22 protein-coding genes are annotated in these 21,347 nt (G+C 56.0%); 13 read left to right on the forward strand and 9 right to left on the reverse strand.

Translation table 11 applies throughout. The features are described 5' to 3' along the window. Positions 1–82: 82 nt before the first annotated feature. From AC3CHX_RS27720 to AC3CHX_RS27760, 9 genes are all read left to right on the forward strand, one after another. Entirely contained in the window at positions 83–511 is a 429-nt protein-coding gene (locus AC3CHX_RS27720) for a hypothetical protein (RefSeq protein WP_488631153.1), read from the forward strand. A 214-nt stretch (positions 512–725) separates the two neighbouring features. Then, positions 726–1,109: a hypothetical protein gene (locus AC3CHX_RS27725; protein WP_488631154.1), complete on the forward strand. Its 384-nt coding sequence runs from the start codon at positions 726–728 to the stop codon at positions 1,107–1,109. 213 nt (positions 1,110–1,322) lie between these two features. Beyond that, positions 1,323–2,003 (forward strand): response regulator, encoded by a 681-nt coding sequence (locus AC3CHX_RS27730; RefSeq protein ID WP_488631155.1) that lies wholly within the window; start codon positions 1,323–1,325, stop codon positions 2,001–2,003. Next, on the forward strand, positions 2,003–3,508 hold the full coding sequence (locus AC3CHX_RS27735; protein ID WP_488631156.1) for a sensor histidine kinase N-terminal domain-containing protein: 1,506 nt from the start codon (positions 2,003–2,005) through the stop codon (positions 3,506–3,508). Before AC3CHX_RS27730 ends, AC3CHX_RS27735 begins: the two co-directional genes overlap by 1 nt. A 106-nt stretch (positions 3,509–3,614) precedes the next feature. Further along, positions 3,615–3,926: a metal-sensitive transcriptional regulator gene (locus AC3CHX_RS27740; protein ID WP_488631157.1), complete on the forward strand. Its 312-nt coding sequence runs from the start codon at positions 3,615–3,617 to the stop codon at positions 3,924–3,926. Positions 3,927–4,183: 257 nt separating this feature from the next. Beyond that, positions 4,184–4,732 (forward strand): type IV pilus modification protein PilV, encoded by a 549-nt coding sequence (pilV, locus tag AC3CHX_RS27745; RefSeq protein WP_488631158.1) that lies wholly within the window; start codon positions 4,184–4,186, stop codon positions 4,730–4,732. 20 nt (positions 4,733–4,752) lie between these two features. Then, positions 4,753–5,295 (forward strand): pilus assembly PilX family protein, encoded by a 543-nt coding sequence (locus tag AC3CHX_RS27750; protein WP_488631159.1) that lies wholly within the window; start codon positions 4,753–4,755, stop codon positions 5,293–5,295. A 39-nt stretch (positions 5,296–5,334) separates the two neighbouring features. Next, the gene (locus AC3CHX_RS27755) at positions 5,335–7,257 is read left to right on the forward strand and encodes a pilus assembly protein (RefSeq protein WP_488631160.1); all 1,923 of its coding nucleotides are present in this window, start codon (positions 5,335–5,337) and stop codon (positions 7,255–7,257) included. Between the two features lie 55 nt (positions 7,258–7,312). After that, positions 7,313–7,747, forward strand: a complete 435-nt coding sequence (locus tag AC3CHX_RS27760; RefSeq protein ID WP_488631161.1) for a type IV pilin protein — start codon at positions 7,313–7,315, stop codon at positions 7,745–7,747. A gap of 130 nt (positions 7,748–7,877) precedes the next feature. Here AC3CHX_RS27760 and AC3CHX_RS27765 read toward each other — a convergent pair whose 3' ends face one another. Beyond that, on the reverse strand, positions 7,878–8,120 hold the full coding sequence (locus AC3CHX_RS27765; RefSeq protein WP_488631162.1) for a hypothetical protein: 243 nt from the start codon (positions 8,118–8,120) through the stop codon (positions 7,878–7,880). Between the two features lie 542 nt (positions 8,121–8,662). Between AC3CHX_RS27765 and AC3CHX_RS27770 the strand changes: the two genes are divergently transcribed. After that, positions 8,663–8,863, forward strand: a complete 201-nt coding sequence (locus AC3CHX_RS27770) for a DUF1059 domain-containing protein (RefSeq protein WP_488631163.1) — start codon at positions 8,663–8,665, stop codon at positions 8,861–8,863. Positions 8,864–9,207: 344 nt separating this feature from the next. Here the strand turns inward: AC3CHX_RS27770 and AC3CHX_RS27775 are convergent, their stop codons facing one another. Then, positions 9,208–9,870, reverse strand: coding sequence for a hypothetical protein (locus tag AC3CHX_RS27775; protein WP_488631164.1), 663 nt, complete (start codon positions 9,868–9,870; stop codon positions 9,208–9,210). Between the two features lie 574 nt (positions 9,871–10,444). Here AC3CHX_RS27775 and AC3CHX_RS27780 point away from each other — a divergent pair. Continuing rightward, positions 10,445–12,874, forward strand: coding sequence for a fused MFS/spermidine synthase (locus AC3CHX_RS27780; protein WP_488631165.1), 2,430 nt, complete (start codon positions 10,445–10,447; stop codon positions 12,872–12,874). Positions 12,875–13,000: 126 nt separating this feature from the next. Here the strand turns inward: AC3CHX_RS27780 and AC3CHX_RS27785 are convergent, their stop codons facing one another. Next, entirely contained in the window at positions 13,001–13,780 is a 780-nt protein-coding gene (locus AC3CHX_RS27785) for a hypothetical protein (RefSeq protein ID WP_488631166.1), read from the reverse strand. A 70-nt stretch (positions 13,781–13,850) separates the two neighbouring features. Between AC3CHX_RS27785 and AC3CHX_RS27790 the strand changes: the two genes are divergently transcribed. Continuing rightward, the gene (locus tag AC3CHX_RS27790) at positions 13,851–15,101 is read left to right on the forward strand and encodes an IS256 family transposase (protein WP_488629134.1); all 1,251 of its coding nucleotides are present in this window, start codon (positions 13,851–13,853) and stop codon (positions 15,099–15,101) included. Positions 15,102–15,141: 40 nt separating this feature from the next. Here AC3CHX_RS27790 and AC3CHX_RS27795 read toward each other — a convergent pair whose 3' ends face one another. The 6 genes from AC3CHX_RS27795 to rpmH form a co-directional block, all read right to left on the reverse strand. Then, positions 15,142–15,318, reverse strand: coding sequence for a hypothetical protein (locus tag AC3CHX_RS27795; RefSeq protein WP_488631167.1), 177 nt, complete (start codon positions 15,316–15,318; stop codon positions 15,142–15,144). 76 nt (positions 15,319–15,394) lie between these two features. Then, positions 15,395–16,792, reverse strand: coding sequence for a tRNA uridine-5-carboxymethylaminomethyl(34) synthesis GTPase MnmE (gene mnmE, locus AC3CHX_RS27800; protein ID WP_488631168.1), 1,398 nt, complete (start codon positions 16,790–16,792; stop codon positions 15,395–15,397). Positions 16,793–16,902: 110 nt separating this feature from the next. Next, positions 16,903–18,570 carry a membrane protein insertase YidC gene (yidC, locus tag AC3CHX_RS27805; RefSeq protein ID WP_488631169.1) on the reverse strand — a complete coding sequence of 556 codons (1,668 nt, stop codon included), beginning with the start codon at positions 18,568–18,570 and terminating at the stop codon, positions 16,903–16,905. A gap of 19 nt (positions 18,571–18,589) precedes the next feature. Further along, positions 18,590–18,871: a membrane protein insertion efficiency factor YidD gene (gene yidD / locus AC3CHX_RS27810; protein WP_488631170.1), complete on the reverse strand. Its 282-nt coding sequence runs from the start codon at positions 18,869–18,871 to the stop codon at positions 18,590–18,592. Positions 18,872–18,966: 95 nt separating this feature from the next. After that, a complete protein-coding gene (locus AC3CHX_RS27815; protein ID WP_488631171.1) occupies positions 18,967–19,368 on the reverse strand; it encodes a ribonuclease P protein component in 402 nt (133 codons plus the stop codon). Between the two features lie 23 nt (positions 19,369–19,391). Next, the gene (gene rpmH / locus AC3CHX_RS27820) at positions 19,392–19,526 is read right to left on the reverse strand and encodes a 50S ribosomal protein L34 (protein WP_061535510.1); all 135 of its coding nucleotides are present in this window, start codon (positions 19,524–19,526) and stop codon (positions 19,392–19,394) included. Between the two features lie 390 nt (positions 19,527–19,916). Here rpmH and dnaA point away from each other — a divergent pair, with 390 nt between their 5' ends. After that, positions 19,917–21,338: a chromosomal replication initiator protein DnaA gene (gene dnaA / locus AC3CHX_RS27825; RefSeq protein ID WP_488631172.1), complete on the forward strand. Its 1,422-nt coding sequence runs from the start codon at positions 19,917–19,919 to the stop codon at positions 21,336–21,338. Positions 21,339–21,347 lie beyond the last annotated feature (9 nt).

Raw genomic sequence — 21,347 nt, forward strand, 5'->3', positions numbered from 1 at the left:
GAGGCATTTAATGCATTAGGGGGTGTAAATACAGTTCATAACTGTTATGGAGCTGGCAACGTGCAGTGTGAGAAGTTTTGGAGTGATTCGCCAAACAAGAGCCCAATATTGCAGCCAGTTAGAAAATACTGAACTATTTTTATATGGAGAAAAAATGACGTTGAAAATTACCGCATTCGTTTTCATTATGCTCACTTTAACAGCTTGCTTTGGTAAAAAACCTTTTCAACCAGCACCGCCTGAATACAAGCAGTGGATTAAACCTGGGATTTCAGAAGAAAGCGTTAAACAGGAGATGCTGCAGTGTGGCTATCCGTATGCCTACGGATTTGGTAAAAACTATATACCTAACAATGCCGCTCTTGCACAACAATGTATGTTTAATAAAGGGTTCAAATATTCAGATGGCGATAAAGGCTTGTGCTCACTGAGCAGTAGAAAAAATATGCCTGCGTGCCAAGGACGTCAATGCTCTAGCAAGGACGAATCTGGATGCTCTCCTATTCGATAAATAGGCAACTCCTTCGAAAATTAATAACGAGAACAGTGCTTATGTTGCGAAATAACTTGTGGTTTTTATTGCTTGTGTTTTTCTTAAATTCTTGTACTTACAGACCGCGAAGTTCCTAATGACATCAACTTCAGAAAATTTCGGAAAATCGTACTTGAACATAACTCTTGCGCTTGAGCCGATCGGCTGCAGGCATAGCTAAAAGGAAAAACGTATGCCAGATTTTGAGCGACTGAACAGATGTCTTGAGCGACATGTCGCTGCTACGCCGGGACAAAGGGCTTTCGTGTGCGGCAAGCATGCAGGTGAAGATGCTGCGCGCTGGCAGGTCGCGAAGATTGCGGCCATCGTTGCTTTTGCGGCAATTTCGATCAGCGTCGTGAGCGGTTGCGTAACGATGTCTGGAACCTATGTGATTACAGCTCATGATGCTGCAGGCAATGCTCTGGCAACCAATATGCATCTTGTAGCACAGGGAACTCGAATCTATACCGTTCGCAATGCTCTATGTGCGAAGTATCCTAAATCAATCGTTGTCATCACCGATACGAAAACAGGGTCAGAGTTGAGCGACGAAAGCCCGTTTCAGTGTCGGTAAATCCCACGCTGAATGGGTCATTGCGCAAAATCAGGAAAAGCGGGTTGCATAAAATCCACCTGATGGAAAATGAAATATCGAGGAAACCTCATTACTCAAAGAGATAATTACAAAAACTCGATGCAACATTGGGTGAATGAACAGTAGCGGTTGGATGTTGTAGAAGCGCCATGTGGCAGACCCACTGGAGACCATCCCCCGGCCCCGAGGATCATGCGAATCTTATTGATTGAAGATCACGTCGAATTGTCGCGCTGGCTGGCCCAGGCGTTGCGGGATGCGCACTGGACGGTTGAGTGTGCGATGAACGGAGCGGATGCGGATAGCCTGTTGCATACACAGCAGTATGCGCTGGTGATTCTGGATTTGACGTTGCCGAAGATGGATGGACTGGACGTCCTGAAGCGGCTGCGCGCGCGCGGTAGCAATGTGCCGGTGATGATACTCACGGCACGCGGCGGTTTGCAGGATCGGGTGCAAGGATTGAATCTGGGTGCCGATGACTATCTGGCCAAGCCGTTTGAGCTGACTGAACTGGAGGCGCGGGTGAAGGCATTGTTGCGCCGTACGCAAGGCAATGAGGAGCTGGTGTATAGTTGCGGCGCATTACGCTTTGACACCGTCTCTCGCATGTTTACCTATGGAGCGTCCGTATTGGCGCTGACGCCGCGCGAGCATGCGGTGCTGGAAGCCTTGATCACGCGTGCGGGCCGGGTAGTGTCGAAAGAAAAGCTGTTCGATGAAGTGTTCTCATTGGCCGACGATGCCAAACCGGATGCGATTGAAATTTATATTCATCGTTTGCGCAAGAAATTGGCCGGCGCCCAATCGGGCCATGTCGCGATCACGACCTTGCGTGGACTAGGTTATCTGCTGGAGGCACGGGCAGAATAATGCATCCGCGCACACCAGCACCAGTTGCTGTCGGCGCAGCCGGAACATCGCCAGGTAGCTTGCGTGGCCAGTTATTGCGCTGGCTGCTGATTCCGCTGCTATTGCTGGTCGCAGTCGATGCACTATCGGTGTATCGGAATGCGCTCGATGTTGCCGATCAGGCATACGATCGGGCCTTGCTGGCATCGACGCGCGCGCTGGCGGAGCGAGTCTCGATCGTCGAAGGCAAGGTGGCCGCTGCCGTGCCGCATGTAGCGCTGGACAGTGTTGAGACTGACACGCGGGGACGCATTTATTACAAGGTGACGGGTACCAAAGGCGAATTCATCTCCGGCTATGAAGATTTGCCGGCACTGCCCGCCAACGTACCGCGTTCGGAAAATTATCCGGCGCCGGTGCGTTTTTATCACGCCACTTATCGTGGTCAGCCGGTCCGGATTGCCGCGCTTTATCAGCCTGTGCATGACGATTCGATGCGTGGCATCGCGCTGATTCAGGTGGGTGAAACGATGGACGCGCGCAGTGCACTTGCACGCCGGATTTTATTTGCTACTTTGTGGCGACAGGGATTGCTGGTGAGCGTAGCCGCCCTTTTGGTGTGCTTCGCAGTACGGATAGTGCTGCGCCCATTGATGCAACTGAAGCGTGCGGTAGAAGCGCGCGCCCCCACCGATTTGGCGGATTTCGATGCGGATCAGGTACACCGGGAAGTACGCCCGCTGGTCGCCGCATTGAATGGCTACATGGGGCGTCTGCACACCTTGCTTACCGGCCAGCGCCGCTTTGTCGCCGATGCGTCGCACCAGTTGCGCACACCGCTGACGGTGTTGAAGACACAGGCCGAACTGGCGCTGCGCGGGCTTGACCGTGATCCGCAAGATACCCGCGCATTACGCGAGATTGTGCAAAGCATGGCGGCCACCACCGATTCGACGGTGCATCTGGCGCAGCGGCTATTGACGCTGGCGTGCGCCGGGCATGGCGTGGCCGAAGGCGGCATGGCAGCGTTGTCGCTGACCGCAGCGACGCGTCGGGTCGGTCTGGAGCTGGCAGCGCAGGCGCTCGAGCAGCAACTCGGTCTGTCGTGCGATGCGGACGCAGACGTGCAGATCAACGCGAATCCGCTGCTGCTGCATGAAATGCTGACCAATTTGCTGGATAACGCGATTCGCTATACCCCCCCGAACGGCAAGATTACCTTACGTGTACGACGGGATGATCAGGCGCAGTGCGGTGTATTTGAAATCGAGGATAGTGGCAGCGGGATCCCTGCAGCAGATCGCGAGCGGGTTTTTTCGGCGTTCTACCGCGCTCCCTCGGCCCAACAATTAAATCCGGGCGGTGCCGGTTTGGGACTCTCGATCGTGCGTGAGGTTGCCGCCGTGCATCATGCGCCCATCGTGCTTTCAGTACCGTCGACGGGCGTTGGTTTGAATGTCAGTATTTCTTTTCCATTGTGTCTTTCAGGCCGGTCGAGGGAAGTGCAGCATGCCGCTTCAGAGTGACATTTTCCGGCGTTAAGCGGGTGGCGCACACAAGGCGTTGGTACGCCGCATATCCGCTGTATAGTACTCATTCTGTCGTTCGCGATTCAACTTCCAGAGGTGCATTTTGTCTGATACTCCTGCCAAAGTGGTGCAAGGTACGGCGCTGACAGAGCAACAGAAGAAAGAATTGTTACACCGCCTGGCGCGTGTCGAAGGACAACTTCGCGGCGTTCAAAAACTGGTCGCGAATGCCGCCGTGCCAGCCGATTGCGAAAGCGTTGCGCAACAGATGACCGCCGCCCGCAAGGCACTTGATCGTGCTTTTATCGTGCTGTTGACGGATGCAATGGTGACCCACATCGGCGCGGCGGCAAGCACCGAAGAGGCCAACGAATACGCAAGAAACCTGGCCGTGCTGCTGAACAAATTTGCCTGATTTTCGGGAACGGACCCAGCGCAATGTCGGCCTGGTCACGCTGCATCAGCATCAATGCATCGTAGAGCGCATGACACAACCGGCTCCTTGATTGCCTGCGTCAGTCCCGGCAGGAAATGCATCCTGTCAGCTGTCTTTCTTTCCCCTATCCGGTTGCCGGTTCAAGCGGATATCTTCATTTAAGTCTCTGTCCTATTGTCGCGACCACCCGCGATGACTATAATTTTTGAATGTACACATGTTCCGCACCAGCGATCTTGCACAAACAATCCGGCGCCGGCCTGATTGAAGTGCTGATCGCCATCATCATCACCGCCTTCGCATTAATCGGTTTGGCGGGATTGCAGATGGCGGCATTGAGATACCAAAAAGTAGCGCAGCAGCGCGCACTGGCCACCGCATACAGCGTCAATCTGGCTGAGCGTGTGCGAGCGAATATCGGCGGCGCACTGGATGGTTATTACAGCTCCGCTTTGCAGAATTATCCAGCCACTCCCGCCGCTGCGCCCGAGGCGCCGGCCTGTGCGATCGTTGCCGCTTGTACGCACGCTGAAGTAGCGGCGATCGATATCCACGAATGGCGCGCCGCGCTGAGCCGTGCAATGGCGGGTGGCTGGGGCGAGATTTCCGGATCCGTGAAAAATGGCTTCGTCGTCAGGGTGTATTTCAGAGAGCCGGGAAATCAGGATGGTGTGCAGCCGCACGCGAATGACGGTGCGCTGAGCAAAACCAATTGCCGCAAGGCTGCGCTGAATGCTGCAACCGATAAGGATGTGCGCTGTTTTTCGACGGTGTTCGTACCCTGACATTTTGCGAGGCCTCTGTGATGCGAATACGAGCAATAGGGATAGAAAAATTCATCACCCGGCAACCTGGCATCGCGTTGCCTGTCACACTGATTTTTTTGGTCGTGATGACGCTGATCGGCGTCGCAGCTATCCGCAACGTCACGCTGGAAGAAAAAATGTCGGGAAATTTGCGCAGTCGGCAACTCGCTTTTGAAGCGGCAGAACAAGTGCTGCGCTATTGCGAAGCATTGCTCCAGGCCATGCCGCAATCAAATCCGGCTGCCTATCCGCAGCTTGAAGCCGGTCCCATTACGGGCGATGCTCAGCGTGGGAAAAATCATTGGGAGTTGGCTGCCAACTGGCGTAGCGACGCGATCTCCATAGCGTTGCCGGCCAGCGTTGCCAGCAGTGCGGAGCTGGCGGAGGCGCCGCGTTGCATGATCGAAAAAATGGCAATGGCCGGCGACCGTGAATTTCAACTGAAACCAGCCGATCAGCTGCCGGCGTATCGCATCACCGCACGCGGCATCGGCACCGGCAGCAATGCTGCGGTAATCCTGCAAAGTTATTTGCGCTTGTGATGAAACCCAGCTTTAAGGCTAGCCAATGCGTGCAGAAAAATGATGCGGAATAGCGGCAAGTTATGCGGACTGCTGATCGGACTGTTGATCTTATCGCCCGCGATCGGCCAGATATCGCAACTTCCATTGGTGCCGGCAGCGTTATCTTCAGCACTGATCTATGACAATAGCGCGCTGAGCGACGCATCGATCGCGTACCGGGCGGGTTTTACTGCCGACGTATGGAGCGGCCACTTAAAGGCGTATCGGGTTGCTCCGGATGGGAGTGTCGGGGCGCAGTTATGGGATGCGGCAGATCATCTTCCCGACTGGACGGTGCGGAATATCGTTACCTGGAATCCGGAGTCCGGCGCTGCTGTCGAATTTCACTGGCCGGCTTTATCGGAGACACAAAAAGACGCTTTAGCGTCGCAGGACATTCTGGAATATCTGAGGGGAAATGCTGCGTTGCAGGCGGCGCAAGGGACAGGAAATTTACGTGACCGCGGCAGCCGGCTTGGCGACATCGTCAACTCTTTGCCGCTGCATGTCAAAAACACCGATTTCGGCTATCAGTCGTTGCCGGCCGCGCACGGCGGTGGCGCCAGCTATCAGGATTATGTGCGTGCGAAGAGTTCGCGCACGGCGATGTTGTATGTCGGTGCGAATGATGGCATGTTGCATGCGTTCGATGCCAAAACGGGAGTCGAGAAATTTGCGTTCATCCCGCATGCGGTGTTTTCGAACTTGAAAGCGCTGAGCGATTTCGGCTATCAGCACCGCTATTTTGTCGATGGCCGGCTGACTGAGGGCGACGCCTATCTGACGATGGGAAATGCCGCAACGCCGGCATGGAAAACAATCGTGCTTGGCGCAACCGGTGCCGGTGCCAGGAGCGTCTTTGCGCTGGATGTCAGCACGCCCGATGCGCTGGGAGTGAAAAATGTATTGTGGGAGCGCAGCGGCGAAGCGCCGGGTGGCGCGGCCAATGATAACGATATGGGGCATCTGCTGGGTGAGGCCGCATTAGTCAGGTTGCGCAACGGTCAGTGGGCGGCATTGTATGGCAACGGCTACGACAGCGAGAGCAGAAAAGCCGCGCTCTATCTGGTGAATGCTGCAGATGGCTCCCTGATCAGGAAAATCCATACTGATCCGGCTGAAGCCACTGCGCCAAATGGTTTATCGACGCCCGCCCTGCTCTTCAATTCCCAAAGAGAAGTCATCGCTGCCTATGCCGGTGATTTACGCGGAAATCTATGGAAATTCGATCTTGGCGACAGCAATCCCATGGCCTGGCGGGTGGCCTATGGCGGCCAGCCATTGTTTGTCGCCAGCGATGGCGACGGCCAGGTCCAGCCGATCGTCCAGCAGCCGGTCATGGGGCGGCATCCCAAGGGCGGTCGCATGCTGATGTTTGGCACCGGGAAGTTATTCGAGGTCGGTGATCCTGCGACTATTCAGGTGCAGACCATTTACGGCATTTGGGAGAAGCCGGATGGCGCAATGCATGTCGGCGGGCGCCATCAATTGCAGTTGCAAACCCTTACGGCAGTCGAGGGCGGCCGCAGCATCAGCAAAAATGCCATCGACTGGACCAGTCGGCGTGGCTGGTATTTTGATTTGCCGGACCGTGGCGAACGGGCGCTAGGCAAACCGCAGATTATCGATGGCCTGCTGGTGATCCTGACGTATGCGCCGGGTGCGGATTCCGGATCGGCAAACGCGCCGTCTTCGCAGCTGATGGTGTTTGATTACACCTCCGGCAGCGCTGCAACACAAGCGATATTTCCGGCCTTGCCGCCGAATCAGATTTCGATCCGTGTACCGCCTTCGATTTCGTCTCCAGTGCCGATTTCTCTGCCATCCGGCCGGCGTCGCTTAGTGATTCACGGATTGGATGGCAAAGCAAAAATCATCGATATCGCTGTAGCACCCAGATTGCCGTTCAGGACCTGGCATCAACTCCCGATGCCGTATTAGTCTTGAACTGAGGTGGCGCTTTAACAAACTGATAAATTCAACACAGGTGCTCAAAATGCGATGCAAAAATTTTCGGCGGCAGGCGGGATTCACGCTAATTGAAATACTTATCGTGGTGGCGATCGTCGGCATTCTGAGCGCAATCGCGCTACCGAGTTACAGCGAATACGTCAGACGCAGCGACCGCTCGGAAGCGCGTACGATCATGCTCGAAGCGGCCAACTGGATGGAAAGGCGTTATACCGTGCATCACAGTTATCTCAGCGCCGACGGCGGCATACCGGCCCTACCGCCCGGCATGCGCCAGTCACCCAAAACCGGCACTGCGAAATATGTTATCGGCCTGATGGCGGAAACCGGCGTGACGACTTATAAACTCCAGGCAATACCGCAAAGGGACGACAAGTGTGGCACGTTTGTGCTGGATCAAAGCGGCGCACGCAGCTTGCGCGATAGCGACGCCGGTGTTGAAGAATGTTGGGGACGATGAACCTCCACCCGGGCAGCGATGGCACTATGCGGCGGATGCAGGCGACCCGGCTCCGGATGTCTACGCAAACCGGCCAAACGCAATGGTTTGGCCGATTTCGAGGGATTGAAACTCGTGAAATATCGGGGATTTATTGGCTGGTTGCCGGCGCAGCGGCTTTAGCTGCCGCTTTCTGTTCTGCCGCCTTTTTATTGGCCATGTGTCGACCGACTACACACCCGCCTACCGCGCCCGCAACGGCATGGTGGCCTGCATAATGACCGGCTACTGCACCGACGGCAGCACCTTTTATGCAGCCTTTGGCGTTTGCGATACCTGAGGCTGTGGTGAGAGCGATTGCACACGACAGCGCGACAACAAATTTGGCGTTCATTTTTTCGTTTCCTTTTCTATTGATATTGGCCACTGGCCAGCAAGCCGTTAACGCGCGACCTACCCGGGTCGGTTGACACTGGCGGCACTTGGCATTACCGGTTGGCAATGTCGGTAAACGCTTGCGCGGTTGCAATATGGCGGCTGGCGGGTAGCGATTTTCCGCTTTTTTTTGCCGGATAAATTATCAGTCGCGCGTGTCGAGCGCCCTTTTACGGTCAAGTTTTTCGGTGCAAAAAGCACTCATGAAATAAGCTGTATCTGGGGGACTCCGGCGCGGCCGAATGAATTAATGATATGAACAAACTCGGCGTTGACAAACCTGTTTTTGATTCCTAATGTTTAATTTCGGGGGAGCGCGCCGAGGGTCGTTTGCAGACGCTGAATTTGCGGTTTCAGTCAGTTCCGTCGCGCCACCGAGATGCCGTTCAACTTGGTATTGGGCAAGCCCCTGGCGGGTGACTTGCGCCATAAGTGCCGTCAGCGGCAACCAGCTGTGTGGTTCGCTGCGGCAATCTGATTGCAGCTATTAAGGAGCTCACAATGTCACGTAAATACATCGACTGCCGCGAATATCCCAGCGATAGCAACTGTTCAGTGGCAATCTCCGCAGACACCGACGACGAATTGTTGGCGGCGGCAGTTCAGCATGCGGTAAGCGTCCACGGGCATCAAGACACACCGGAATTGCGGAGCCAGCTTGGACAGCTATTCAAGGAGGGTACACCACCGTTGACACTCTGACGGGGATGCCGCTGGCTGGCGCATGAAATTTTGAAGCGACGTCAGGTCGCAAGCCGTTTGCTGTCTGTCCCGCTTCCGATCTGAAATCGTTCGCAAGGAGCGCTGTTGACGACGCGCAACGGAATGCTTTTGGTTTCCTGTTCGGGCCTCCAGACCCCCGGGCGGGACCATGCACACAGACGCAGATTGGAACAGCGCTCTGTCGGGCTGTTTTCTATTTGCAGGTAGTCGGCCGTGCATCAGGGTCGTCGCATCGGAAGCTGTTGATGGTCATGCAGCCCGCCAGTAGAGAACACAACACGAAAATAGCTAATGCTGCCTTCATAGACCCCCCGTATCTGACCTCAGTCCAACCGCCGGCACTGCCGCATTTCGCACTTGAACAGCGCCTGCCGGGCATTCTGACAGCTAACCTGGTATGTCTCAACAGCCGCTGTTTTGGCGATCAGCGTGGCACTGGCAGTCGGCACGCAGCCGGACTGTCGCGCCAGGCGCTCGACTTGCGCGGACATCTCGCCGCCCTTGACGCCGCTCGATTGCGCCGGGTGGTCAGGCGGCGGCGGCAGCGCTACGATCTCCTCGGATGGGCCGAGAGACTCGGTGACTGGCACCGGACCGCTGATTGTTTTCTTATCCAGCTCCGCCTTGATGCCGGCCACAATCTTCCGCCTCCAGTCTGGCCCGGTAAGCGGGCCCTTCGACCTGCTCTGCACTTCAATAGCGTAGGAGGGCGCATTGCGTCCGGCCGGTGTGATGAACACTCCCACGACCTCGCCCCGGGGCATGAGTCCGGCGCTGCTCTGCGCGCGAATTTGGCCTTGGGCTTTGCTTTCTTCGACTATCGTGAGATTGCGCGCGACACTGTGGACGGCGGCTGTCCAGACTTCATCATACGTACGTGCTTTGACGGTCAAGCTGCTGCCGCCCGCGCCGGGTTGCAAACTATCTACCGTTGCGCAGCCAGCCAGCAGGAATAGTGCGAAACAGGCCGCAAAAAGTTTTTGCATTTTCTGCCCCAGGAAAGAGCGCTTTCTGTATCGTCCAGTAGCGCGTCGGAGATCGGCAATGTGCCCATGAATCAGTGCCGGCGTTGGGTTAAGTCTAGGTCATCAAAGGGGAGATGGCTATTGCCAACTGGACAACGTTGGCTGGTAACAAACAATTGGCGGGCATGACAACGTTCAAGGCGCCGGTTTACAATTCAGGCGCAATCGGTATGGCTGCGCACAAGCAATCGCAGATATTGCGATGAAGCGGGTTTTAGCGCTACGGGATGCCATACTGTAGCGATTGAATAACGATGGCCAAAAAATGCCGCTATTGTTCTGGGAAGCATGGTGTTGCCCAGTGGATGCAATCCCGGTTCCAGGAACAGATGACGGAAATCACAATATGGATGGACGCGCCTTTGATTAGCAGACTTCTCTTGAAGGCTAAATCTGCCCCAGCTTACGCATTGCTATGGTCCGTGACAGCGCTCTTGTTCATCGAGGAAGATGCGGCAATGCTGGCGTTTATGTTTTGTTAGGTAGTTAACACCCCGATCCGTACCCTATTCAACAAGTGAAGCGCGAACTTCCTATGGCGGCAAACCTGACCCCACGATTGACGCGCCGGATGGGCCTGATGTTTTTCGCCTCCGGTGCGGCGGCGCTGGTGTATCAGGTGCTGTTCGCCAAGGAACTGGCATTGGTGTTCGGCAGCACCGCCACTGCCACCTTTACCGTACTGGCCACCTTTCTGGGCGGTATGGCGATCGGTTCGCTGATCGGCGGCGCGCTGGCCGCCCGTGTCGTGCGCCCGGTCGTGGCCTACGCCTTGGTTGAACTGGCCATCGGGGCCTTCTGCGTGGCCACGCCGGCACTGTTTGCGGCGATTCAGGGAGCCTATGTATTTCTCGCCGCCGACCTCGCTCCGGCGGCGCCCGCCTTGCTGGTGCTGCGCGTGGCGCTGGGGGCCGGCGTGCTGCTGGTACCCACGGTCTTGATGGGCATCACGCTGCCGCTGCTGGCGCAAGCGTTGAACCCGCTCGGCGACCGGCTGGGGAAGGCCGTGGCCTGGCTATACGCTTGCAATACGGCAGGCGCTGCACTGGGCGCGCTGCTCGCCAGTTATGCCGTGATTCCGTTATTTGGCGTACATGCCACCACCTTGATTGCAGCGCTGTTGAATCTGCTGGTGGCAGTGGGCGCGCTGGCACTTGCCAAAAGGCTGGGAGTCGCCTCTCGTGCCGCGCTCGGGGTCAACCCGGCGGCTGGTGGCGGAATGCGTTCGCCAGCCGATAGCGGCGGTGCGCGCGTGCTCGCGGGCGCCTGGCTGGCCCTCGGCCTGGGCGGGATGCTGTCGCTGGGGCTGGAAGTGGTGTACGTGCACCTGCTGTCCATCGTCGCCGGCAACAGCGTGTATGCCTTTGGCCTGATGCTGGCGACCTTCCTGGTGGGCCTGGCCATCGGTGGCGAAGGCGGGCGACGGCTGATCGGGCGCGCCGGAATTGACCGCGCTGCATGGCTGGCAGTCACGCAGTTGGCGTTGGCGGCGACGGTGGCGCTGGGCGCTTGGGGCTGGGACATGATTCCGGCTTATTTCGCCGGGTTTGGCGGTTTTCCGCTGGTTACCTCATTCGGTGCGCGCGAGGCGGTACGCGGCCTGGTTTGCGCGCTGGTGATGATTCCGCCGACGCTGTGCATCGGCGCCAGTTACACGCTGGCAATGGACCTGGCCACCACGGCCACCGCGCGGCGCGGCATCACTATGCTGGGTCTGAGCGCGGCGCTCAACACGCTTGGCAACATTGCCGGCGTGTTGTTGTTCGGCTTTGTTCTGCTGCCCTGGCTGGGCGGGCTGGCGGCGGGCAAGGTCGTGGCGGCGAGTGCACTGGCAGTGGCTGCCGTGGTGACCGCCGCCGCCGTCAAGAACAGCACGCGCTGGCGCTTGGCTGCGGCGCTGGCGGGTGGGATAGCGCTGGTGGCCGCGAGCCCAACACGGCTGGACTACGACATGCTGAGTGGCGGCGCGAATGTGTACTTCATGGTGCAAAAATGGGGAACCGTGGTCGACCATGCCGAAAGCATCGATGGCGGCTTGACGATGGTGACGCGTCAGCCCAGGGATGGCGGCGTGGTGACTACCTTGCTCACCAATGGCAAATTTCAGGGCAACGATGCGAAGCTGGGCGAAGTCCAGGCGCAGATTGGCTTTGCGGCATTACCTTTGTTGCACCAGGAGCGGCGCGAGAATGCCCTTGTCATCGGGTATGGGACCGGCGCCACCAGCCGCGTGCTGCACGATGCAGGCTTTGCCCACATCGACATTGCCGAACTCAGCCGTGACGTGGTGGCACTGGCCGACACCTACTTTTCAGGGATCAACCGCAAGGTATCGCAGCAGCCCGGGGTGCAGACCCAGATTACCGACGGCCGCAACTTGCTGCTGCTGACGCGGCGGAAATATGACCTGATCAGCATCGAGATCACCTCCATCTGGTTCGCCGGTGCGGCATCGCTTTACAACCGCGAGTTCTACCAGTTGGCGCGCGCCAAGTTGCGTCCCGACGGCGTACTGCAACAGTGGGTGCAACTGCACCACATGGCCGCAACCGACCTTTCGACCATCATTGCCACGTTGCGGGCCGAGTTTTCCTATGTGTCGCTGTACGTGGTGGGTGGCCAGGGGATTTTGATCGCCACCAACGATGCTGCCCACGCCCAACCTGCGCCTGCCGTCGTGGCCGCCCTCGATGCTGCGCCGCAACTGCAGCCGGTGCGCGAATTGGCCGGACGCAGCTTCGCCAACATCGGCGGCGACCTGTTGCTGGCGCCGCCGCAAGTGGACGCACTGCTCGACCGCGCGGGCTTGAACCGCGCACTGTGGATTTCCACCGACAACAACCTGAAGCTGGAGTACCACACCCCCAAGGCCAACGCCAACCCGCCTGATCGATCGTTCGAAATCAACATGGGGCTGCTGCGGTTGGCGCAAAAGAATGCGGCGATAAGCCGTTCAGGGCCTTGATGCGGGGTATTGAGGGCAGATGCAGTTTCTGGATTTTGAGTACGCAAAGCTAAATGTATGTGATCTTGTGTGCTCAAAACGCGATGTTGGTAACGTAGGACGACCGTTTATTTTCCGATACAAAAGCTAGGCTGAACTCTCCGGCGCAACATCCTCCAGTACCAAAAATTTGATATTGAGTGTGGTGTACTCCGATGATCGCAAAACGAAGCAATCACCCTCGATTGGGTAGAATCTCTTAGGGTCGTATAGCTGAGGCGAAGAGTCGAACTCGGAGCGGTCATCTTTAATGTTGCGGCGGGCAGCATTCGAAAGGACGATCCGATCCAGTTCGCCTTTATCGGTGAGTTCATAGTCTTCTAATAGCCCGGTATAAAGATAGGAAACATCTTTGAACGGTACGATGGCCGACACGACGACAGCGTCGGGGGCTTTATCTGTAACGTCGATGCCGCTGAACAGGTAATACCAAGGTGCAGGAGGTCGTATCTGCCGATAGAGGGGAAAAGACGGGTGGTCAAAACGGAAATAAGAGACAGCGAAACGCCATATACCGGCAAAAACCGCGGCCAGTATATTTGTCGCTATAAAAAAGCAGAGTGGTTCGAATGGCTGAGCATCCAGCCGATGATAGATAGGGGCAAGAAGTGTCTCTGCACCGTTCGACGTACCTCCAACGAGTAACCGAACCATTCCACCTAAGTGGAATAAATAACCACCCCAATAGGTTGCGGCAGCAATAACTGCCGAGTTCACAACTAGTGCTACGGTGGTTGCCATAAGCACAGTTGAGCTAAATGGTGTTAAGTCGGCAGCGCGGACCTCACGCGCCTGATAGAACCGATGGAAGACGAAACCCGGTGATAAAAGAAGAAACAGAAAGACCGCAGGGAATGCGATATTCAAGGCTTAGGAGGGTGTATTTAGTTTTGTGTAAACGGTCATTTGGCAGGACACTGCCACCATAGAGGAAAAAATGACCTACGTAAAACGCAGCAAACGGGCCAAGCCCGATCCTGAACTGGTCAAGCTGGCGGACAGCCTGCTTGCCAACTACAAAAAACCTGAAGACCTGATTGGCGAAAATGGCTTGCTCAAGCAATTGACCAAGATGTTGGTCGAGCGTGCGCTGGAGGTCGAGATGACGGACCATCTCGGTCACGGCAAAAGCGACGCGGTGATCAACGACACGGCCAACACTCGCAACGGCCACAGCAGTAAGACGCTCAAAGGCGATTTCGGCGCACTCCCGCTCGATATTCCCCGCGATCGTCAAGGCGCGTTTGAACCGCAAATCGTCAGCAAGCATCAGACCCGCTGGACCGGCTTCGACGACAAGATCATCTCCCTGTATGCCCGTGGCCTGACGGTCAGGGAGATCCAGAGCCACCTTGAAGAGATTTATGGTGCCGAAGTATCGCCAAGCCTAATATCGTCCGTCACAGACGCTGTGAGCGAGGATGTGAAGGTCTGGCAGGCCCGGCCGCTCGATGCCTTGTATCCGATTCTGTATCTCGACTGCATCCACGTCAAAGTGCGCGACACAGGGGCTGTCCGAAACAAGGCCGTCTACCTGGCCATCGGCGTGAACATGGAGGGCCACAAGGAAGTGCTGGGCCTGTGGATCGCTCAGACCGAGGGTGCCAAATTCTGGTTGCAAGTGGTGACCGAGTTGAAGAACCGTGGCGTGCAAGACATCTTCATTGCCTGCGTCGATGGGTTGAAAGGCTTCCCTGACGCCATCGAGGCGGTCTATCCGAAAGCAGCTGTTCAGCTATGCATCGTTCACATGGTGCGTAACAGCCTGAACTTCGTTCCCTGGAAAGTGCAGAAGGAAGTGGCTACCGATCTGAAGCGAATCTACAGTGCGGCGACCGTCGATGAAGCCGAACTCATGCTCACCGAATTTGAGTCAAAGTGGGACAAGGACTACCAGTCGATCAGCCTGTCCTGGCGGCGAAATTGGGCTCGGATCACGCCGTTCTTCGACTACCCGCCGGAAATCCGCAAGGTCATTTACACCACCAACGCCATTGAATCCATTAATATGAGCCTGCGGAAAGTCATCAAAACCCGCAGTTCATTCCCAACTGATGAGGCTGTCAGCAAGCTGTTTTATCTGGCACTCAACAACATCAGCAAGAAGTGGACGATGCCCTTGCGGGACTGGAAAGGAGCACTCAACCGCTTCACAATTCAGTTTGAAGAACGGATGACGCCGAATTAAACGAAATTCCGTTTACACAAAATCCCGCACACCCTCAGGCTTAGCCTTGAGTTGGAACCAGCCTGGCCCTGAACTTGCGTTCTTGGCCTCGATTGTCGGCGACCTTGATCTCGCGAGGTTCATTGAGCTTGGCCGTTGCGATAAACACGCGTAGCGCTTCTGCTCCCTTGGGGTCTTTTTGTAGGGCTCGGACTTTGTCGGTCATAAGTACTTTCATGGCGCTCTCCTCAATGGCTACTTGCATAGAATACCTTATAACGTCGTACCAACGTTTGGCGTCGTAGGGCGATCCCTTATTTGCCAATACAAAACCGCGAAAAAATCACCCCCAGCAAATCATCCGGCGTAAACGCGCCGGTAATGCTGTTCAGTTTGTCCTGCGCCAGCCGCAGCTCTTCGGCAAATAAATCCAGTGCCTGATCATTGATGCGATTGTCGATGGCGGCATGTTCTGCGGCGATCTGCAGATGGTCGCGGGCGGCCTTGAGTGCGATCAGGTGGCGTTCGCGCGCCAGGTAGCGTGACTCGCCGGTTTGCTGCCAGCCGGCGATACGCAGCAGTTCTGTGCGCAGCAAGTCGATGCCGAGATGATCTGTGGCGGAGATATAGATGTGGGTCGCATCACCCATGACGTCGACCGCCGGGCGGTGGCCGGACTGGTCGATCTTGTTCCAGATGCGGATGACCGGAGCGTTGTCGGGAAAGCGCGCGACGATCCTTTCGTCCGCCAGCGCCGGACCATGATTGGCATCCAGCATGTGCAGGATGACGTCGGCTTTGGCAACTGCAGCCCAGGTGCGTTCGATCCCGATGCGCTCGACTTCGTCGCTGGCGTCTTCGGTATCGCGGATACCGGCAGTGTCGATGATGTTGAGCGGAATGCCTTCGAGCTGGATGGTTTCCGTCACTTTATCGCGGGTGGTGCCGGCGATGGGCGTGACGATGGCGACATCCGACCCGGCCAGTGCATTGAGCAACGATGATTTACCGACGTTGGGCTTGCCAGCCAGCACGATATTCAGGCCATCACGCAGCAATGCGCCTTGCGCGGCCTGACTGAAGACGTTATCGAGGGTGGTGCGAATTTTTTCCAGTTGGCCGCGGGCATCGGATTTTTCGAGAAAATCGATTTCTTCTTCGGGGAAATCCAGCGTCGCTTCGACCAGCATGCGCAGGTTGATGACCTGTTCGACCAGGGCATGAATGACTTTGGAGAATGCGCCCGAGAGCGATTCCGATGCCGACTTGGCGGCGGCTTCGGTCGATGCTTCGATCAGGTCGGCGACGGCTTCGGCCTGAGCCAGATCGAGCTTGTCGTTGAGGAAGGCGCGTTGCGTGAACTCGCCCGGCTCTGCCATGCGCAGATCGATTTCGCGGCCGGCCTCGAGACAGCGCGCCAGCAGCATTTGCAGTACCACCGGGCCACCGTGGCCCTGCAACTCGAGCACGTCCTCGCCAGTGTACGAATGCGGGGCCTTGAAATAAATCGCCAGGCCCTGATCGATGATGCTGCCGTCAGTATTTTTGAACGATAGATAAGTGGCGTGGCGCGGAATCAGTTTGGCTTCATCCAGACCGCAGACCGCTTGAATGACAGCGCCGAGATGTTTACCGGAGAGACGAACCACGCCGATGCCGCCGCGGCCGGGCGCAGTGGCGATTGCTGCGATAGGGGAAGAATCGAAGGACATGAATGGATTTTACGATTGTTATTTACTTACGGAAACGAAAGGAAACAAAAAAGCCCGTGAATCTTTGGTTCACGGGCTTTTTTACGACAGTCGGCATGCAGAGCCTGTGTTTATTTCGTACTTTCCATCTTCTTGGTAATCACCCATTGCTGCGCAATCGACAGCACGTTGTTGGTGATCCAGTACAGGACCAGGCCGGATGGGAAGAAGAAGAACATGACTGAGAAAATCAGCGGCATGAACATCATTACCTTGGCTTGCATCGGATCTGGCGGTTTCGGGTTCAGCTTGGTCTGGACGAACATGGAAATCGCCATCACCACCGGCAAGATGTAGAACGGATCCGGTGCCGCCAGATCGTGAATCCAGCCCAGCCACGGCGCGTTACGCATTTCAACGCTGGCCAGCAAGACCCAGTACAGGGAAATGAAGACCGGGATCTGAATCACGATCGGCAGACAGCCGCCGAGCGGATTGATCTTCTCGGTTTTGTACAGCTGCATCATTTCCTGGTTCATCTTTTGCGGCTCGCCTTTGTGGCGCTCGCGAATCGACGTCATCTTCGGCGTGACTTTTTTCATCTTCGCCATGCTGCGATAGCTGGCCGCCGACAGTGGGAAGAACAGCAGCTTGATCATGATCGTCAGCGCGATGATGGTCCAGCCCCAGTTGCCGACGACTTTGTGGATTTGCGTCATCAACCAGAAAATGGGTTTGGCGATGATGGTCAGCCAGCCATAGTCCTTGACCAGTTCGAGACCAGGCGCGGTGGCTTCGAGCACAGTTGATTCTTCCGGACCCGAGAACAGACGCGCATCCATGGTGACGCTGGCGCCGGGAGCAATCGTGCCGAGTGGCAGGATATTGCCGACCGCATACAGGTTGGTAGCGACTTTCTTGGTGAAGATTTCGCGCGGCGCCTTGTCTTGCGGAATGAAGGCCGAGACAAAATAGTGCTGCATGATCGCGAACCAGCCGTCGTTGGACTTGGTGGCGTGTTCGGCTTTATTGCTCTCGACCTTGTCGAAAGCGAATTTTTGGAACTTGTTCGCTTCGGTGTAGACCGCGGCACCGGTGAAAGTGTTGACGAAGCGTTGTTCGCCTTCCGGTTTGTTGCCGTCGCGCACCAGTTGCAGATACAGCGAAGGCGAGACCGGTGCGTCGCTTTCGTTGGTGACCGTGTGCTTCACGTCAATCACGTAATCGCCGCGTTTGAAGGTGAAGGTCTTGGTCAGCTTGACGCCGCTCTGGGTCGACTCCAGCACCAGTTGTACCTGGTTGCCTTGGTCCAGCGTGCGGGCGCCCGGCAACGCGACAAAAGTTGACTTGTGATTAGGGAAGTTGCCGCCGATCAAGCCGCTGTCGGCCAGATAAGTACGAGTAGCGCTGGAGTCGAACAGCACCAGGTTCTTGGTTGGATCAACCGTGTCCCGCTGATTCAACAATTCGAGACGCTTCAACTGACCGCCAATCGTGTCAATGTCGGCTTTGACGACGTCGGTGGTGATGGTGACGGTTTCGCCTTTGGCCGCAGTTGCCGTATCGGGGACTGCACTGGCTGGAGCCGCAGTTCCGGCAGCGCCGGCAGCTTGCGGTACATCGCTGCTGGTTGCGCCGGCGGCAACGGCAGGGGCAGCGCCGGCAACAACGGCAGGTGCGGTTGGGGTCGCGCTCGGGAAAAACATCGACGCGTTGCCATTATGTCGTTGCCAGTTATCCCAAAGGAATAGCAGCGACAGTGAAAATACAACCCACAGGACGGTACGTTTGATATCCATAAGAGTAGTTCTCTATGATTCAGGAGTGGCTGCAACCGCATGATCGATCAGCGGAAGTTGCAGAGGGTTTGGCAGAGGATGCAGACGGGGATGGTGGTACTGGATCAAGCCCACCGGCATGCCAGGGATGACATTTGCCGAGACGATGCGCGGCCAGCATGCAGCCCTTCAAGGCACCATGTGTACGGATTGCTTCAGCAGCATAGTCGGAACAGCTGGGATAAAAACGACAATTCTGGCCCAGAAACGGGCTTATTCCCAATTTGTAGCAGCGCAACAGGAACAGTAAAGTCGCTTTCATGATTGCTTTCCGCATCTCTTTCCGTATCTTTTTCCGTATCTTTTTCCGCATCTTTTTCTTGTGTCGCCCAAGACGCTCATCGCATGCCCGTCTTGTTACTTGCCGGCCACAACACGTTGTGATGCGAACAATTGCATCAATTCGCTACGCAGTTCCCGTTTCAGACGTGCGGTCGTGGCTGGACCTGCCTTGGTGTTTACCGGTTTCGATAAACGCACAATGCAGTCGATGGGCGGCAAAGACGTCAGACGAAACAATTCACGCGTAACCCGTTTGACGGTGTTACGCGTGACAGCTCGCGGAGCCAGTCGTTTTGCTGCGACCACGCCTAAGCGCGCCTGGGCATCAGGCAAGGGATTGACACGTGTATACAGAACAAAATGGGCTGTCCGGTAAACTGGGCGCAAACGAAAAACGGATGAAAATTCATCCGTTTTAACGATGCGCCGTTCACGTGGATAGCTCAGTTTCGAACTCTCTGAACGGTCGCCTGTCACGCAAGCTGCGCCGGGTGTACGGCTTAAGCTGCCAGACGTTTGCGGCCTTTGGCGCGACGTGCATTCAGCACAGCGCGACCACCGCGGGTTGCCATACGTGCACGGAAGCCGTGGGTACGCTTACGGCGCACAACGGAAGGTTGGTAAGTACGTTTCATTATGGTCTCGCTAATCAGCAGAAATAAATCGGATCTTCACACTTTGCGCGTTGCCTGCCGTTCGATCTGGTCCGAACCGAATAGTGTGTCTAATACAGCGTCGGAGCAGCCAATTCGAGCAGTCAAGATTGCAATCTCGCAATTCAACGGACAGTGAACCTTGAATTAGAACGCATTTTCTGCTTGTCTGTCAATCACTTAGCGCATTTTTGATGGATGGTTGTTGTACCCGGCAAGCGGGCAATAAAACGCCGTGCCTGTGGATAACTTTCGTCAGCAAGGGTAGAATAGCGGCTTATTGTGGCATGCGCTCCCGCCATTAAGAGATCCCGAAAGGTCCCGCCCGGAGCGCAACGATCTTCCTTCCACATCCTTTCACTTAGACGATTCATGGAAAATTTCTGGCAGAGTTGCTCCGCCCAGCTGGAGCAGGAGTTGACGCCTCAACAATTTAGTGCGTGGATAAAACCGCTGTCCCCAATTGATTATGAGGACGGCCGGCTACGCATTGCAGCACCGAATCGGTTTAAGCTGGATTGGGTAAAAACGCAATTCGCCAGCCGTATTACGACCTTGGCATCGCAATATTGGGAAGCGCCGATAGATGTGCAGTTCATGCTCGACCCGCGCACCAATATTGCGCGCAAGCCAAGTGTCTCGAATATGCCGGTGGCATTGGATGGCGCGCATCCGAATGCGGGGCCGGCATCCGGCAATGGCGGCGCGGTTAACCACTTCGATCGCATGCCGGAAGCGCAGGCCGAGTCGAGCGCCGTGACCGCCCGGCGGGACCAATCGCGTATTAATACTGCGTTAAGTTTCGACAGTTTTGTGACCGGTAAAGCCAACCAGTTAGCCCGCGCCGCAGCGATTCAGGTGGCGAACAATCCCGGCGTTTCGTATAACCCGCTGTTCTTGTATGGCGGTGTCGGTCTCGGCAAAACACATTTGATCCATGCCATCGGCAATCAGCTTCTGGCGGATAATCCTTCCTCCAAAATCCGCTACATCCACGCAGAACAGTACGTTCGCGACGTAGTGACCGCTTACCAGCGCAAGGGATTCGACGACTTCAAACGGTATTATCATTCGCTCGATTTATTGCTGATTGATGATATTCAATTCTTTGGCGGCAAGAGTCGGACCCAGGAAGAATTCTTTTACGCATTCGAAGCATTGATTGCCGCAAAGAAACAAATCATTATCACCAGCGATACCTATCCCAAGGAAATCACCGGTATGGACGACCGCCTGATTTCGCGTTTCGATTCCGGTCTGACGGTGGCGATTGAGCCGCCTGAACTCGAAATGCGGGTCGCCATTCTGCTTAAAAAAGCGGCATCCGAAGGAGTGACTTTCTCCGACGACGTGGCCTTTTTTGTCGCCAAACATCTGCGTTCCAACGTCCGTGAACTGGAAGGCGCGCTGCGCAAGATCCTGGCGTACTCGCGTTTTCACGGCAAAGACATCACAATTGACATCGTCAAGGATGCCCTGAAAGACTTGTTATCTGTGCAAAACCGCCAGATTTCGGTCGAAAACATCCAGAAAACGGTGGCGGATTTCTTCAATATCAAGGTCGCCGACATGTATTCGAAGAAACGGCCTGCGAATATTGCGCGGCCGCGCCAGATTGCGATGTATCTGGCAAAAGAACTCACCCAAAAAAGTTTGCCTGAAATTGGCGAACTGTTCGGTGGCCGTGACCATACGACGGTGTTGCATGCAGTCCGCAAGATCGCCGGTGACCGGACCAAAAATCCGGAATGCAATCACGAGCTGCACGTGCTGGAACAGACCCTGAAAGGTTAATCTTGCAAA

It is taken from the genome of Glaciimonas sp. OK215, from assembly GCF_057787885.1.

What these genes read in the sequence shown, in the direction of transcription:
- AC3CHX_RS27725 (WP_488631154.1), top strand. Translation starts at nt 726, where the DNA reads ATGCCAGATTTTGAGCGACTGAACAGATGTCTTGAGCGACATGTCGCT.
- AC3CHX_RS27730 (WP_488631155.1), top strand. Translation starts at nt 1,323, where the DNA reads ATGCGAATCTTATTGATTGAAGATCACGTCGAATTGTCGCGCTGGCTG.
- AC3CHX_RS27735 (WP_488631156.1), top strand. Translation starts at nt 2,003, where the DNA reads ATGCATCCGCGCACACCAGCACCAGTTGCTGTCGGCGCAGCCGGAACA.
- AC3CHX_RS27750 (WP_488631159.1), top strand. Translation starts at nt 4,753, where the DNA reads ATGCGAATACGAGCAATAGGGATAGAAAAATTCATCACCCGGCAACCT.
- AC3CHX_RS27755 (WP_488631160.1), top strand. Translation starts at nt 5,335, where the DNA reads ATGATGCGGAATAGCGGCAAGTTATGCGGACTGCTGATCGGACTGTTG.
- AC3CHX_RS27760 (WP_488631161.1), top strand. Translation starts at nt 7,313, where the DNA reads ATGCGATGCAAAAATTTTCGGCGGCAGGCGGGATTCACGCTAATTGAA.
- AC3CHX_RS27765 (WP_488631162.1), bottom strand. Translation starts at nt 8,120, where the DNA reads ATGAACGCCAAATTTGTTGTCGCGCTGTCGTGTGCAATCGCTCTCACC.
- AC3CHX_RS27770 (WP_488631163.1), top strand. Translation starts at nt 8,663, where the DNA reads ATGTCACGTAAATACATCGACTGCCGCGAATATCCCAGCGATAGCAAC.
- AC3CHX_RS27775 (WP_488631164.1), bottom strand. Translation starts at nt 9,870, where the DNA reads ATGCAAAAACTTTTTGCGGCCTGTTTCGCACTATTCCTGCTGGCTGGC.
- AC3CHX_RS27780 (WP_488631165.1), top strand. Translation starts at nt 10,445, where the DNA reads ATGGCGGCAAACCTGACCCCACGATTGACGCGCCGGATGGGCCTGATG.
- AC3CHX_RS27790 (WP_488629134.1), top strand. Translation starts at nt 13,851, where the DNA reads ATGACCTACGTAAAACGCAGCAAACGGGCCAAGCCCGATCCTGAACTG.
- AC3CHX_RS27795 (WP_488631167.1), bottom strand. Translation starts at nt 15,318, where the DNA reads ATGAAAGTACTTATGACCGACAAAGTCCGAGCCCTACAAAAAGACCCC.
- mnmE (WP_488631168.1), bottom strand. Translation starts at nt 16,792, where the DNA reads ATGTCCTTCGATTCTTCCCCTATCGCAGCAATCGCCACTGCGCCCGGC.
- yidC (WP_488631169.1), bottom strand. Translation starts at nt 18,570, where the DNA reads ATGGATATCAAACGTACCGTCCTGTGGGTTGTATTTTCACTGTCGCTG.
- yidD (WP_488631170.1), bottom strand. Translation starts at nt 18,871, where the DNA reads ATGAAAGCGACTTTACTGTTCCTGTTGCGCTGCTACAAATTGGGAATA.
- rpmH (WP_061535510.1), bottom strand. Translation starts at nt 19,526, where the DNA reads ATGAAACGTACTTACCAACCTTCCGTTGTGCGCCGTAAGCGTACCCAC.
- dnaA (WP_488631172.1), top strand. Translation starts at nt 19,917, where the DNA reads ATGGAAAATTTCTGGCAGAGTTGCTCCGCCCAGCTGGAGCAGGAGTTG.